A 13,743-nucleotide genomic window follows, 5' to 3' on the forward strand; every position below is an offset into this window, starting at 1 on the left:
GGCAGGGACAGGGTGGGCGGGGGGTGGGGCCGCGGTGCCGGGGAGGGCGCCGGGCGGTGGCGTTGGGGCGCGCAAGCGCGGGGAGGTGTGCCGGGTGACGGCGAGCGGGCGTGCTGCAAATCGGGTGGGCGTTGGGCGGTGGCGTTGGGGGCGCGCGCAAGGGTGGGGAGGGGTGCTGGGTGACGGTGAGTGGGCGTGCTGCAAATCGGGTGGGGCGTTGGGCGGTGGTGTTGGGGGCGCGCGCAAGGGTGGGGAGGGGTGTGCCGGGTGACGGTGGGTGGGCGCGCTGCAAGTGGGGAGGGGTGTTGGGTGGTCGCGGTGGGGTAAACGGGTGCGCCGCAAATTGGAGGGCTTTGGGTGATCGCGGTGGGGTGAGCGGGCGCGCCGCAAATTGGAGGGGCGTTGGGTGGTCGTGGTGGGGTGAAGGGGTGCGCCGCAAACGGGGGAGCGGCGGCGGAGTGGGGGACTGCACCGCCAACCGGTGGAAGGATGCTGGGCGGCGGAGTCGGGGTGAAGGCGCGCGCAAAACACGGGAAGGGCACCCGGCGACAGCGCTGCGGCAGCGTCGGGGTGAAGGCGCGCCGCAGAGACTGGGGTGGGTAGCGCTTGCGCGGAACTGTGACCATCGTGCCCGACCCGGCCGATTGCCCGCGAAGGTGGCAGCCGGGTCGCCCCGGCAAACACCGCCCGACCTTCGTAGGTGGTGCCGGAACCGGTGGCGTGCTCTGGACGTCTCCGGCGAACCGGACTTTTCTCTGATACCGCAGCATTCCACTCGCGACACTGCGGACGAACCGGACTTTGTTCTCCGGAGTCCCTTGTGCCGCAAGGGGGTTCCAGATAACGGTTCCGCACCGGCCGGCTGGACGCTTCCGTCGCGGTACGGGCCGGACCTAGTCTCGTTCGGGCGTCGGGTCGGCTGGAGGCCGCTGAATACGAGGGAGTTGCCTGTGCGTAGAAGTGTCACCGTGTTCCTCTCGCTGGCGGCGGCAGGCAGCCTGGCTGCTTCGCCTGCGGTCGCGTCGGCGCAGGGGCGAGCGGATATTCCGGGATCGCATCCGTCGTGGGCCAACCCCGCGGCGAAGGTGGCCGACACGGCCAAATCGTCCACTGTGGACTTTCGTGTTTACCTGAACCTCAAAGACCAGGCCGGGGCCGAGGCCGCGGCGCAGGCGGTGTCCGACCCGAGGAGCCGTGATTACCGGCATTACCTTTCGCCGGATCAGGTGCTCGATCGGTTCGGTCCGTCGGCGCAGACTGTGTCCGCGGTGAAGAACTGGCTCACCACAAGCGGTTTCGGCATCGGGGAGGTGCCGTCGAACCGGGCGTACGTCGAGGCGAGCGGTACCGCGGACCAGGTGCAGCGCGCGTTCGCCGTCTCGCTCGGCAAGTACCACGTCGGCGGTCAAGCGCTGCGGGCCGCGGACAAGGACCTGTCCGTACCTGCGTCGCTCTCCGGCGCGGTGCTCGGCGTGGTCGGCGTCGACCAGGCGACCAACCTCTTCAAGCCCGACCACACGGACGGCGCCGACACGCCCGCGACGGCGAAGCAGGCCCAGCGTCCGAATACCGCCCCGCCGAGTGACGGGTTCCGCAATTCCGGGCCGTGCAGCGCGTATTACGGCGAGAAGACCGACACCACGGACCCGGCGTACAACGGCCAGCAGCTCCCGTACGCGCCGTGCGGTTACACGCCTGCGCAGCTGCGTTCGGCGTACGGCGTGGACCAGGCCGGTGCGGACGGCAGCGGCACCACGATCGCCATCATCGACGCGTTCGCCTCGCCGACCATCTACGCCGACGCGTCCGAGTACGCCAAGCGCAACGACCCGGCGCACCCGCTCACAAAGGCGCAGTTCTCGCAGCACATCTTCCCGCCGAACCAGAAGCTGGAGCCGCCGGACCAGTGTGACGCTTCGGGCTGGTACGGCGAGGAAACCCTCGACGTCGAGGCCGCGCACGGGCTCGCGCCGGGGGCGAACATCCTCTACGTCGGCGGGCAGGACTGCGAGGACATGTCGCTGGACACCGCGCTCAACTACGTGGTCGCGGGCCACAAGGCGGACATCATCTCGAACTCCTACGGCGACACCGGCGAGGACATCCCGGCCGCCGAGGTGAAGGTGTTCAACCGGATTTCGCTCCAGGCCGTGCTCCAGGGCATCGGCGTGTACTTCTCGTCCGGTGACAGCGGGGACGAGGTCGCGCGGCTGGGTACGCCGTCGCCGGACTTCTCGGCGTCGGCGCCGTGGGTGACCGCGGTGGGCGGCACGTCGCTGGCGGTCGGCAAGGACGGCAAGCGGATCTTCGAGACCGGCTGGGAAACCGGCAAGTCGACGCTCAAGAACGGCGTCTACGACCCAGCGTTCCCGGGCGCCTTCAACGGCGGTGCGGGTGGCGGTACGAGCCGGTTGTTCGCGCAGCCGTTCTACCAGAAGGGCGTCGTGCCGGACGCGCTGTCCACGAAGAACCAGACCGGCGGCGGCAAGGGCCGCGTGGTCCCGGACATCTCCGCGGTCGCCGACCCGAACACCGGTTTCCTGGTCGGCCAGACGCAGACCTTCCCGGACGGCGTCTACTACGACCAGTACCGGATCGGCGGCACGAGCCTCGCGTCGCCGGTGTTCGCGGGCGTGATGGCGGTGGCCGACAGCCTCGACCACTTCCACCACGGCTTCATCAACCCGGCGATCTACCAGCTGACCTCGCGGACGTCGGCGATCTACGACGTCCGGCATGTGGACGGCGCGGTGGAGCGGGTGGACTTCGCGAACCGGACGGATGCTTCGGCGGGGACGATCACGTCGGCCCGGGTGCTGGACTATCCGAATCTGACGATTCACACGACCAAGGGGTATGACGATGTGACCGGGCTCGGGTCACCGAACGGGTTGGCGTTCCTGTTGCTCGTCTGAGGTCCGTGAAGGGAACCATCACGGAATCTGATTCCGTGATGGTTCCCTTCACGGACGGCGGGTGGCGGACGACACAGAGGGGTTGGCGTGGTTCCGCCGGCAGGCCCAGACTCACTTGTCACCAAGTGAGAAGGACGGCGCATGAGCGGGATCGACGCGGAGGTGTTCGGGGGGCGGATGCCGTCCGGGGACGGGGATCTTGCGGTCGAGACGCATGGGATCACGCCGATTCCTCGCGAGAACCGGTTCGGGCGGCCCTGGCGGCTTGCCGGGGTCTGGTTTGCGCCGAATCTCACCATGACCGCCGTGTTCACCGGGACTCTCGGGGCCACGCTCGGGCTCGGGTTCACCACCGGGTTCGTCGTTGCGCTGATCGGGACCGTGGTCGGGTCGCTGCCGGTTGCCTGGTTGTCCACCTGGGGGCCGCGCACCGGTACCGGGCAGCTGCCGCTCGCGAGGTTGCCGTTCGGGCCGGGGGTGGTGTTGCCGGGGCTGGTGCAGTGGCTCGGGTCGATTGCCTGGGACGCGCTCGTCGGGCTGTTCGGCGGGGAGGCGCTCGCGGCGCTCACCGGGCTGCCGTTCTGGGCTGCGGTGCTCGTGGTGCTGGTGTTGCAGTGCACGCTCGGGGTGTTCGGGTACGCGGTGATCCACCGGGTACAGGCCGTGATGAGCGTGGTGCTCGTGGTGGCGTTCGTGGCGCTCGCGGTGAAGGTCGTCCTCGATCATCCGATCACGTTCACCGACTCTGCCCGCGGTGGTGAGTTCGGCGGTGCCGTCGTGCTTTTCTCCACCATCACGCTCAGTCTCGCGATCTCGTGGGCGCCTTACGCTGCGGATTTCAGCCGTTACCTGCCTGCCTCCACCCGGCCCAGCCGCGTCTTCTGGTTCACCCTCCTCGGCCTCGTCGCGTCGTACGCCCTCGGCGAGGGCATCGGGCTTGCGCTCGGCACTGCGCTGGGCGACCAGACCGCGGCCGGGGTGTCGACGCTGCTCGGCGGGGGCGTGCTCGGCGCGCTGGCGTTGGTGGTGATCGCACTGGCTGTGGTGTCCTCGAACGCCATGAACGACTACAGCGGGTCGCTCGCGTTGCAGACCGTCGGCGTGCGGGTGCGCCGCCCGGTGTCTGCGGTGGTCGTGACCGTGCTGGCGTTCGCGCTGATTCTCTGGATGCACAGCGGTGACCTGGCCGCGAAATTCCAGAACGTCCTGTTGTTCGTGAGCTACTGGATCCCGCCGTTCCTCGGCGTCGTGGTGCCGGACTGGCTGCGTCGCACGCGCGGTGGCCGGGAGGTCGACGTGCTCGCCGACCTGCAGCGGCCGGTGCGCAGCTGGGCCGCGCTGGTCGCGTTCGTGGCCGGGTTCGCGGCTGCGGTCCCGTTCATGAACACCACTGTCTACACCGGACCGGTCGCCGCCGCCCTGCACGGAGCGGATCTGGCCTACTACGCCGGGTTCGTGGTTTCGCTCGTGGCGTATCTGCTGCTGCGTGGCCGCCGCCCGGTTGACCTCCAGTAAGGTAGAGGTCGCACGCTGGCGGTACCTACTTCGGGAGGGAACCATGCCAGTCGCCGTCGTCACCGGTGCGTCTGCCGGTCTTGGCCGGGCGCTCGCCGCGGCCCTCGTCAGTCGCGAATGGACAGTGCTGGGCACCGGGCGGAACGCCGGGCCGCTGCGGGCCGCCGCCGCGGACCTCGGGTTCACCGCGGTTCCCGGCGACGTCACCGATCCCGCACACCGCGCTCGGCTCGCCGAGGCCGCCGGACCCAGCCTCGACCTGCTGGTGAACAACGCCAGCACCCTCGGCGTCAGCCCGTTGCCGCCGCTGGCCGAGTACCCGCCGGAAGAGCTCGAAGCCGTCTTCCGCACGAACGTTTTCGCGCCGCTCGCGCTCGCCCGGCTGCTCCTGCCCGCGCTCACCGATACCCGCGGGGTGCTGGTCAACATCAGCTCCGACGCCGCCGTGGAGCCGTATGAAGGCTGGGGCGGCTACGGCTCGGCGAAGGCCGCATTGGACCAGGTAACCGCAGTGTTCGGCGCGGAGAATCCGCAGCTCAGCGTGTACGCGGTCGACCCGGGAGACCTCCGTACGGCGATGCATCAGGCCGCCTTCCCCGGGGAGGACATCTCGGACCGGCCGCTGCCGGAGACCGCCGTACCCGCGTTCCTGCGGCTGCTCGACGAACGTCCGCCCAACGGCCGGTATCGCGCCGCGGACCTGCTGGAGCGGTCATGATCAGCCCGCACACCCGATTCGCCCTCGCCGACGACCGCAGCGCCTCCGCGCCGCCCGAGGCGCGCGGCCTCTCCCGTGACGAAGTGCGCCTTCTCGTCGCCGATCCGGACGGGGTACAACACGCGACATTCCGCGAGCTCGGCGAATTCCTGAATCCTGGCGACCTTTTGGTGATCAACATTTCCGGGACATTGCCCGCGGCCGTCGATGCCGTGCGTGGCGGAAATGTAGTTACAATTCATTTCTCCACCGAACTCGACGACGGCGCATGGGTGGTCGAATTGCGCGCGCCGGGTGGTCCGATCCTCGACGGCCGTCCGGGCGAACGGCTCGGCCTTCCGGCGGGCGCGGCCGTGACCTTGCACACGCCGCATGTCGACGGCGCGTGCCGGCTGTGGCGGGCGACGGTCGAGGTGGAGGGCGACGTTGTGCGCTATCTCACCCAGGTCGGCCGTCCGATTCGCTACGGCTATGTCCCGCGCGCGTGGCCGCTGCCGGACTACCAGACGGCGTTCGCGCTCGAGCCGGGTTCGGCGGAAATGCCCAGTGCAGCAAGGCCGTTCACGCCGGAACTGGTCACGAAACTCGTCTCGCGCGGGGTCCTGTTCGCGCCGATTCTGCTGCACACCGGCGTCTCGTCACCGGAAGCCGGGGAACCGCCGTACGCCGAGCGATTTCGCGTGCCCGCAACGACTGCGGCGCTGGTCAACTGGGTGCGCGACCAAGGTGGACGCGTCCTCGCGGTGGGGACCACGGCGGTACGCGCGCTCGAATCGGCCGTGAATCCCGGCGGTCTCGTCACGGCCGCCGCGGGCTGGACCGAGCTGGTGCTGGGCCCGGATCGCCGTGCCCGAGTAGTGGACGGCCTGGTCACCGGCCTGCACGCGCCCGAGGCGTCGCATTTGCTGCTCCTCGAAGCGGTGGTGGGCGAGGACCTCGTGCAGCGCGCGTACGACGCGGCTGTGGACCGCAGTTACCTCTGGCACGAATTCGGAGATGTCTCGATGCTGACAAGCAGGTAAGCCCCGCAGTTGTCAAGCAATCCCGCACAATTTCCCGGGATGCGGATGCGTATGCAGTCCAGTGGGTGACCGTGGCATTCTCGCCCGGTTCCCCTGACCGCGAAAGGGCCATTTGTGCGTACATTTCCGCGAACCCGATTGCTTGTTTCCGCGCTTGCCGCTCTGACCACGGTGGGGCTGCTGGCCGGGTGCTCCCGCGCGGACCGCACCGAGGCCAAGGCCAACGAGGGTGCCGCCGCCGAAGTGCGCGTCGGCTTCTTCCCGAACGTCACCCACACCCCGGCGCTGATCGGGGTCAAAAAGAACTTCTTCGCCCAGAACCTGGGCAGCACGAAACTGACGACGCAGACGTTCAACGCCGGTCCGTCGGAGGTGAATGCACTGCTGGGCGGTTCGCTCGACGTCGCCTTCATCGGTTCCGGCCCGGCGATCAACGCCTACACCAAGTCCAAGGGCGCGATCCAGCTCGTGTCCGGTGCGGTGTCCGGCGGCGCGCAGCTGGTGGTGAAGCCCGAGATCACGTCGGTCGACCAGCTCAAGGGCCGCACCATCGCGACGCCGCAGCTGGCCAACACCCAGGACGTCGCGCTCAAGAAGTTCCTCTCCGAGCACAAGCTCACCGGCCAGGTGAACGTCACCAACACCGACAACCCGAAGACGCTCGACGCTTTCCGCAAGGGCGACGTCGACGGCGGCTGGCTGCCCGAGCCGTGGTCGTCCCGGCTGGTGAACGACGCGGGCGCGAAGGTGCTCGTCGACGAGAAATCGCTGTGGCCGCAAGGACGTTTCCCGACCACCGTGGTGATCGTGCGCAGCGAGTTCCTCAAGCAGCACCCGGGCACCGTGCAGGCGCTGCTGAAGGGTGAGCTGCAGGCGATCGACTGGGCCAAGCAGAACCCGGCCGAGGCGAAGACCGTGGTCAACGGGGCGCTCAAGGAGCTGTCCGGCAGTGCGTTGAGCCCGGCCGTGCTCGACCGCGCGTTCTCGAACATCGAGCTGACCACCGACCCGGTCCCCGCGCAGTTCCCGCAGCTGGCGAAGGACTCGGTCACTGCCGGCGTGGTCGATTCGGTGGCGGACCTCAAGGGATTCGCCGATTTCGGCCCGCTCAACGAGGTCCTCAAGGCTCAGCAGCTGCCCGCGATCGCAGCGCCCGAACTGGCCAAGTGACGTCCCGAACGGAAGGCGATCCGAGATGACCACCACCTTGCCCGGACCACTGGCCACCACTGCCGCCGCCGTCCACCTCGACGGGGTCGGCAAGGTGTTCGGCTCCGGCGGCGCCGCGGTGACCGCGCTCGACGGCGTCGACCTCACCGTCGCGCCGGGGGAGTTCGTCTGCCTGCTCGGCGCGTCCGGCTGCGGCAAGAGCACGCTGCTGAACCTGGTGGCCGGTCTCGACGAGCCGTCCGCCGGGCGGATCACGCTCACCACGTCGCGGCCCGCGGTGATGTTCCAGGAGGCCGCGCTGATGCCGTGGCTCACCGCGTCCCGCAATGTGGAACTGCCGATGCGGCTGGCCGGGTTCGGCCGCAGCGAACGCCGGGAGAAGGCGGCCGAGCTGCTGGACCTGGTCCGGCTGAACGGCGCGGGCCGCAAGCGTCCGCACGAGCTGTCCGGCGGGATGCGGCAGCGGGTCGCGCTGGCCCGTGCGCTGGCGGCGACCCACCGCGTCGGCGGCGACGACGGCAACTCGCTGCTGCTGATGGACGAGCCGTTCGCCGCGCTCGACGCGATCACCCGCGACGTGCTGCAGGGCGAGCTGCTGCGCGTGTGGCGCAGCACCGGCACGTCGGTGCTGTTCGTGACGCACGACGTGCGCGAGGCGGTCCGGCTCGGCCAGCGCGTGGTGCTGCTGTCGTCGCGTCCCGGCCGTGTCGTGCGCGAGTGGCACGACGTCTCGTCTGCCGACGCCGAACAGCTCACCGAAGAGATCACGGGCGACCTGCGAGAGGTGATCAGTACCCATGCCGCAGCGTGAGCAGGCGGCCCCGGACCTCGACGCCGCCGTCGGCGCAGGACTCGATCGGCTCGACGCGCCCACCGGCGCCCGGCCGGCGTCCCTGCGCCGGCGGCTGACGCGCGGGTTCCTGCCGCCGCTCGGCGCGCTCGTGCTGCTGGTGGTCGTCTGGCAGCTGCTCTGGGCCGCCGCATTCTGGCCGGAAACCACCCTGCCCGCGCCGATCGACGTGTGGGCCGAGTTCTGGCGCACCGTCACCGACGGCTCGGTCTTCGGGTTCATCTGGACGTCGGTGCACCGCGCCGCGCTCGGCTTCGCCGCCGGGGTCGTGATCGGGACGCCGCTGGGCATCCTGGTCGCGAAGGTCCGCCCGGTGCGTGCGGCGATCGGGCCGCTGCTCAGCGGGTTGCAGAGCCTGCCTTCGGTGGCCTGGGTCCCCGCCGCGGTGATCTGGTTCGGCATCAACGACGCAGCGATCTACTTCGTGGTGCTGCTCGGTTCGGTCCCGTCGATCGCGAATGGCCTCGTGGCGGGCATCGACCAGATCCCGCCGATCCTGCCGCGAGTCGGCAAGGTGATGGGTGCCGGACGGCTCGCCGCGGCCCGGCACATCCTGTTGCCTGCCGCACTGCCCGGGTTCCTGGCCGGGCTCAAGCAAGGCTGGGCGTTCTCGTGGCGGTCGCTGATGGCGGCCGAGCTGATCGCGCGCTCGCCGAGTCTCGGGGTCGGCCTCGGTACGTATCTCAACGACGGTTCGTCGTTCAACTCGATGCCGACGGTGATCGCGGCGATCTTCCTGATCTTGTTCGTAGGGGTGGCGATCGAGCTGGCTGTGTTCCGTCCGCTGGAGCGGTCGGTGCTGCGCGCGCGGGGGCTCACGACGTCGCTCTGACCCCGCCCGACAGAATGCTCCACCATGATCCCCGGGGTGTTCGCGCTGGCGTCCGTGCTGGTGTTCGTGGTGCGGTTCGCGCGTGAGCCGCGGCGGTTCGGCAACGCGGTGTGGTTTGTGATCGCGCTGGGGTTCACCGGGCTGTGGCTGCTGTCGTTGCTGCGTGCGGTGCAGTGGGCGCAGACCGCGGTGCTCGTGCTGGTCGGGATCGCCGCCGTGCTGGCCGCGCTCGTGCTGCCGTGGGCCTTGATCGCGAACGGCGTGGTGATGCTGCGGCGGGAAGGGCATCGGCTCGCGAACCTGTTGTCGCTCCTGGCCGGGCTCGGCCTGCTCGCCGTGTTCGTGCTCGCGGTGACCGCGCTCGCGTTCAACGATTCGCCGTTGCTGCTGGTGACCGCGATGATGGCGCTGCTCGTGACGGGTTACCTGGCGTTCCTGTTCACCGCGCTGCTGCTGTACTCGATCCTCTACAGCCAGGTCAACCGGCATGCCCGCGCCGGAGCGGTGATCGTGCTCGGTTCCGGGCTGCTGGGTGATCGCGTACCGCCGCTGCTCGCGAGCCGCCTCGACCGGGCGGTGCAGGTGCAGCAGCGGTCTCCGGGTGCGTTGCTCGTGGTGTCCGGCGGACAGGGCTCGGACGAGCTGACCTCGGAGGCCGCCGCGATGGCCCGGTACCTCGCAGCCGCGGGCGTGCCGGACTCCCAGGTGGTGCTGGAAGACCGGGCGACGACCACCGACGAGAACCTGCGGTTCAGCGTCGCGCTGCTCGGCGCCCGTGGTTTCGCGGGCCCGATTCTGGCCGTGACGAACAACTATCACGTGTTCCGCACGGCACTCCTCGCCCGGCGGCTGGGGCTCCGGCTGAACGTGATCGGCGCGAAGACGGCGTCGTACTTCGTGCCGAGCGCGTTCCTGCGCGAGTTCGTGGCGTTGCTGCTGCAGTACCGGAAAACCAACGCGGCGATCCTGCTGATGCTGGCCGCGGGACCGTTGCTGCTCTTCTGGTACGACCAGTGATCAGGCCGGGCGCACCAGGATCGCGCGCCAGTGGTAGCCGTCCTGCTCCGCGCGCTCGGCGGTGAACCGCACCTCGGCGCCGGCCACCAGCTCGCGGAAGCGTCCGGGCTGCTCGTACTCGATCATCGAGTAGTGCGCCCACACCTGCTCGTAGAGGGTGGGGGTTTCGAGCACTCCCCAGCCCTCTTCGGCCTCCCAGCTGACGACTTTCCCGCGGTACTCCACGCCGCTCAGCTGCCCGGCTGCCGACGTCCCCGGCCGCGGGCCGGGTTGCGGGAGTTTCCGTTCTGGGAGCGGCGTTCCGGCTGCCCGGAGCGGTGCTCCCCGCGCGCCTGACGGTCGCCCTGACCACGCCGTGGCTCGGTGGTACGGCCGCCTTCCCGGCGCGCCGCGCTGCCGTTGCCGCCGTCCCTCCGTGCCTGGCCGCCGCGGCCGCGGTTGTCCGGCGCGGGACGACCGCCCCGGCGACGTCCGGTGCCCGGCGCAGCCCCGGTGGCGGTGACCTTCGACGGCCGTGTGTCCACCACCGGCCGCCGCGGCGAAGCGCCGAACGTGCGCTCGCCCGGCGCGAGTTCCGCGAGCAGCGGGTGGTCCGGCGAAATCCGCGTGGTGGTGGGGGAGATGCCTGCCTTGCGGGTGAGCGCGCGGACGTCGGTGACCTGGTCGTCGGTCATCAGCGTGATCACGGTGCCCGACGCGCCCGCGCGGGCGGTGCGGCCCGACCGGTGCAGGTACGCCTTGTGCTCCACCGGCGGGTCGGCGTGGATGACGAGCGTGACGTCGTCGACGTGGATGCCGCGCGCCGCGATGTCGGTGGCCACCAGGGTTTTCGCGGTGCCGCTGGAGAACGCTTCGAGGTTGCGGGTGCGCGCGTTCTGGCCGAGGTTGCCGTGCAGTTCGACCGCCGGGACACCGTTCGCGACCAGCTTGCGGGTGAGCGCCTTCGCACGGTGCTTGGTGCGGGTGAACACCAGCGTGCGGCCGGGCGCCGCGGTGAGGTCGACCAGCACCGGCAGCCGGTGCGTTTCCTCGAGGTGCAGGACGTGGTGCGTCATCTTCTCGACGGGCGACTGGGCCGAATCGACGCTGTGCAGCATCGGGTCGTTCATGAAGCGCTTCACCAGCACGTCGACGCCGCCGTCGAGGGTCGCCGAGAACAGCAGCCGCTGGCCGCGTTCCGGGGTGGCCGCCATGATGCGCCGGACCTCGGGAAGGAAGCCGAGGTCGGCCATGTGGTCGGCCTCGTCGAGCACGGTGATCTCGATTTTGTCCAGCTTCGCCTCGCCGGACCGCATGTGGTCGGCCAGCCTGCCGGGGCAGGCGACGACGATGTCGACGCCGTCGCGCAGCTTCGTGATCTGCGGGTTCGCGCTCACGCCGCCGAAGATCGTGGTGGCCTTGAGGCCCAGCGGACGCGCCAGCGGCAGGATGGCCGCCTCGATCTGGGTGGCGAGCTCGCGGGTGGGCGCGAGGATGAGCGCACGCGGGCGGCCGGGACGGCGGCGCGTGGGCCCGGCGGCGAGCCGGGCGAGCACGGGCAGCACGAAGCCGTACGTCTTGCCGGAGCCGGTGCGGCCGCGGCCGAGCACGTCCCGGCCGGCGAGCGTGTGCGGCAGCGTGGCGGCCTGGATGGGGAACGGCGCGGTGACGCCCTGTGCGGCGAGCGCGTCGACGAGGGCCTTGGGCAGGCCAAGTTCGGTGAAAGTGGTCATGATGATGTGCGGACGCGTCGCGTCCCAAGTCTCCATACGTAGCGTGGTTGTCCTGCCCGGCGCGGCCTCGGGGCGGCTGCGGCGCGTGGTCGTCGACAACGGTGAAACGCGGCCCGAGGCAGAACTGAGCGGACCGCGTGCCCGAGTGTAGCGGTTCAAGATCCCGGCGGCTACGTGATATTGCCCGCACGGCCACCGCCGTGACCCGAACGTCCAGTGTGGACCCGTGCTAATGTTACCCATCGGTAACGTCGGCTGACCTGGAGAAGCGATGAGTGAAACGGCGCTGCTCAACCCTCGGGACCCTGACCTGCGGCGGTTCGACCCGGAGACGCGGCGGCTCCTGCAGGCGACCATCGACTGGTTCGAGTCGCGGGGCAAACGCCGGCTCACCGAGGCCTATCACGCGCACGAGTTCTACGCGGATTTCCTCGAATTCGCAGGTAAGGAAGGCCTGTTCGCTGCCTTCCTGACCCCGGCCGCCGATTCCGCGGGCGACCCGGACAAGCGCTGGGACACGAGCCGGATCGCCGCGCTGGCGGAGATCCTCGGCTTCTACGGGCTCAACTACTGGTACCCCTTCCAGGTCACCGTGCTCGGCCTCGGCCCGGTGTGGCAGAGCGGCAACGCCGCCGCGCGCAAACGTGCCGCGGAAGCGCTGGCCACAGGTGGCGTCGGCGCGTTCGGACTGTCCGAAAAGGACCATGGCGCGGACATCTACTCGTCCGACCTGGTGCTCACCCCCGACGGCGACGGCTACCGCGCGAACGGCACGAAGTACTACATCGGCAACGGGAACTGCGCGCGTACGGTCTCGGTGTTCGGCCGCATCGAAGGAATCGACGGGCCGGACCAATATGTGTTCTTCTATGCCGATTCGGAACATCCGAACTACCACGTGGTCAAGAACATCGTGCCGTCGCAGATGTATGTCGCGGAATTCCGGCTCGAAGACTACCCGGTGCGCGCCGAGGACCTCCTGCACACCGGCGCGGAAGCGTTCAGTGCCGCGCTGAACACGGTCAACATCGGCAAGTTCAACCTGTGCTTCGGCGGCATCGGCATGGCCACGCATTCGCTGTACGAAGCGATCACACACGCGCACAACCGGGTCCTGTACGGCAAGCCGGTAACCGATTTCCCGCACGTGCGGCGGGAATTCGTGGAGGCGTACGCGCGGCTGACCGGGATGAAGCTGTTCTCCGACCGCGCGATCGACTACTTCCGCTCGGCGAACCAGCAGGACCGGCGCTACCTGCTGTACAACCCGATCACCAAGATGAAGGTGACCACCGAGGCACAGAAAGTGATCGGCCTGGTCGCGGATGTGGTGGCGGCCAAGGGTTTCGAGGCCGACACGTACCTCGCGATGGCGAAGAACGACATCGACGGCCTGCCGAAGCTGGAGGGTACGGTCGCGGTGAACCTCGCGCTGATCGCGAAGTTCATGCCCGCGTACCTGTTCGCGCCGCAGGAGTACCCACCGGTCCCGACCCGCGACGACGCCTCCGACGACGACTTCCTGTTCCGCCAAGGCCCCGCGCGCGGCCTGTCGAAGATCCGTTTCCACGACTGGAAACCGGCCTACGCGAACGCGGCGCACCTCCCGAACGTCGCCCGGTTCACCGAACAGGCCGGAATACTGGTACGGCTGCTGGCGGAAGCCACCCCGGACGAGGCACAACAGGCGGACCTCGACTTCGGGCTCGCGCTCACCGAGCTGTTCACGCTGGTGGTGTACGGCCAGCTGATCCTGGAGCAAGCCGAACTGACCGGCGTACCCGACGACGTGATCGACCAGCTGTTCGCGGTGCTGGTGCAAGACTTCAGCCTCGCGGCGGTCGATTTGCACGGGAAGCCGAGCTCGACGGAGAAGCAGCAGGAGCTGGCCCTGGCCGCCCTGCGAAAGCCCGTGGTGGACGACGAGCGCTTCACCCGGGTGTGGACCACGGTGCGGGACCTTTCGGGTGCTTACGAGATGAATCCCTGACC

General features: G+C 69.5%; 11 protein-coding genes. 9 read left to right on the top strand and 2 right to left on the bottom strand.

Annotation, left to right across the window (positions count from 1 at the left end):
* Positions 1-950 precede the first annotated feature (950 nt).
* The 8 genes from OO71_RS22705 (at position 951) to OO71_RS22740 (ending at position 10,039) form a co-directional block, all read left to right on the top strand.
* Positions 951-2,915, top strand: coding sequence for a S53 family peptidase (locus OO71_RS22705; protein ID WP_033291885.1), 1,965 nt, complete (start codon positions 951-953; stop codon positions 2,913-2,915).
* A gap of 141 nt (positions 2,916-3,056) precedes the next feature.
* A complete protein-coding gene (locus tag OO71_RS22710; protein ID WP_033291886.1) occupies positions 3,057-4,430 on the top strand; it encodes a purine-cytosine permease family protein in 1,374 nt (457 codons plus the stop codon).
* Between the two features lie 43 nt (positions 4,431-4,473).
* Positions 4,474-5,148 carry an SDR family NAD(P)-dependent oxidoreductase gene (locus OO71_RS22715; RefSeq protein WP_033291887.1) on the top strand — a complete coding sequence of 225 codons (675 nt, stop codon included), beginning with the start codon at positions 4,474-4,476 and terminating at the stop codon, positions 5,146-5,148.
* Complete coding sequence (locus OO71_RS22720) at positions 5,145-6,170, top strand: S-adenosylmethionine:tRNA ribosyltransferase-isomerase (protein WP_033291888.1); 1,026 nt, start codon at positions 5,145-5,147, stop codon at positions 6,168-6,170. Before OO71_RS22715 ends, OO71_RS22720 begins: the two co-directional genes overlap by 4 nt.
* Before the next feature lie 114 nt (positions 6,171-6,284).
* Positions 6,285-7,340 (top strand): ABC transporter substrate-binding protein, encoded by a 1,056-nt coding sequence (locus OO71_RS22725; protein ID WP_033291889.1) that lies wholly within the window; start codon positions 6,285-6,287, stop codon positions 7,338-7,340.
* A gap of 25 nt (positions 7,341-7,365) precedes the next feature.
* Positions 7,366-8,151: an ABC transporter ATP-binding protein gene (locus OO71_RS22730; RefSeq protein ID WP_033291890.1), complete on the top strand. Its 786-nt coding sequence runs from the start codon at positions 7,366-7,368 to the stop codon at positions 8,149-8,151.
* Positions 8,138-9,022, top strand: coding sequence for an ABC transporter permease (locus OO71_RS22735; RefSeq protein ID WP_033291891.1), 885 nt, complete (start codon positions 8,138-8,140; stop codon positions 9,020-9,022). The genes OO71_RS22730 and OO71_RS22735 overlap by 14 nt, the downstream gene beginning before the upstream one ends.
* 24 nt (positions 9,023-9,046) lie before the next feature.
* On the top strand, positions 9,047-10,039 hold the full coding sequence (locus OO71_RS22740; protein ID WP_033291892.1) for a YdcF family protein: 993 nt from the start codon (positions 9,047-9,049) through the stop codon (positions 10,037-10,039).
* Here OO71_RS22740 and OO71_RS22745 read toward each other — a convergent pair whose 3' ends face one another.
* Together OO71_RS22745 and OO71_RS46580 are read right to left on the bottom strand one after the other, a co-directional pair.
* Positions 10,040-10,264 carry a cold shock domain-containing protein gene (locus tag OO71_RS22745; RefSeq protein WP_033291893.1) on the bottom strand — a complete coding sequence of 75 codons (225 nt, stop codon included), beginning with the start codon at positions 10,262-10,264 and terminating at the stop codon, positions 10,040-10,042.
* 5 nt (positions 10,265-10,269) lie between these two features.
* On the bottom strand, positions 10,270-11,751 hold the full coding sequence (locus tag OO71_RS46580) for a DEAD/DEAH box helicase (RefSeq protein ID WP_051791998.1): 1,482 nt from the start codon (positions 11,749-11,751) through the stop codon (positions 10,270-10,272).
* Positions 11,752-12,022: 271 nt separating this feature from the next.
* Here OO71_RS46580 and OO71_RS22755 point away from each other — a divergent pair, with 271 nt between their 5' ends.
* Entirely contained in the window at positions 12,023-13,741 is a 1,719-nt protein-coding gene (locus tag OO71_RS22755; protein WP_033291894.1) for an acyl-CoA dehydrogenase family protein, read from the top strand.
* The last annotated feature ends 2 nt before the right edge of the window (positions 13,742-13,743 follow it).

Source organism: Amycolatopsis jejuensis (assembly GCF_000717335.1).
Classification (GTDB): Bacteria; Actinomycetota; Actinomycetes; order Mycobacteriales; family Pseudonocardiaceae; genus Amycolatopsis; species Amycolatopsis jejuensis.

Bases quoted from the DNA above. Each gene is read 5' to 3' on its own strand.
- OO71_RS22710 (WP_033291886.1), top strand. From the start codon at position 3,057: ATGAGCGGGATCGACGCGGAGGTGTTCGGGGGGCGGATGCCGTCCGGG.
- OO71_RS22715 (WP_033291887.1), top strand. From the start codon at position 4,474: ATGCCAGTCGCCGTCGTCACCGGTGCGTCTGCCGGTCTTGGCCGGGCG.
- OO71_RS22720 (WP_033291888.1), top strand. From the start codon at position 5,145: ATGATCAGCCCGCACACCCGATTCGCCCTCGCCGACGACCGCAGCGCC.
- OO71_RS22730 (WP_033291890.1), top strand. From the start codon at position 7,366: ATGACCACCACCTTGCCCGGACCACTGGCCACCACTGCCGCCGCCGTC.
- OO71_RS22735 (WP_033291891.1), top strand. From the start codon at position 8,138: ATGCCGCAGCGTGAGCAGGCGGCCCCGGACCTCGACGCCGCCGTCGGC.
- OO71_RS22740 (WP_033291892.1), top strand. From the start codon at position 9,047: ATGATCCCCGGGGTGTTCGCGCTGGCGTCCGTGCTGGTGTTCGTGGTG.
- OO71_RS46580 (WP_051791998.1), bottom strand. From the start codon at position 11,751: ATGACCACTTTCACCGAACTTGGCCTGCCCAAGGCCCTCGTCGACGCG.
- OO71_RS22755 (WP_033291894.1), top strand. From the start codon at position 12,023: ATGAGTGAAACGGCGCTGCTCAACCCTCGGGACCCTGACCTGCGGCGG.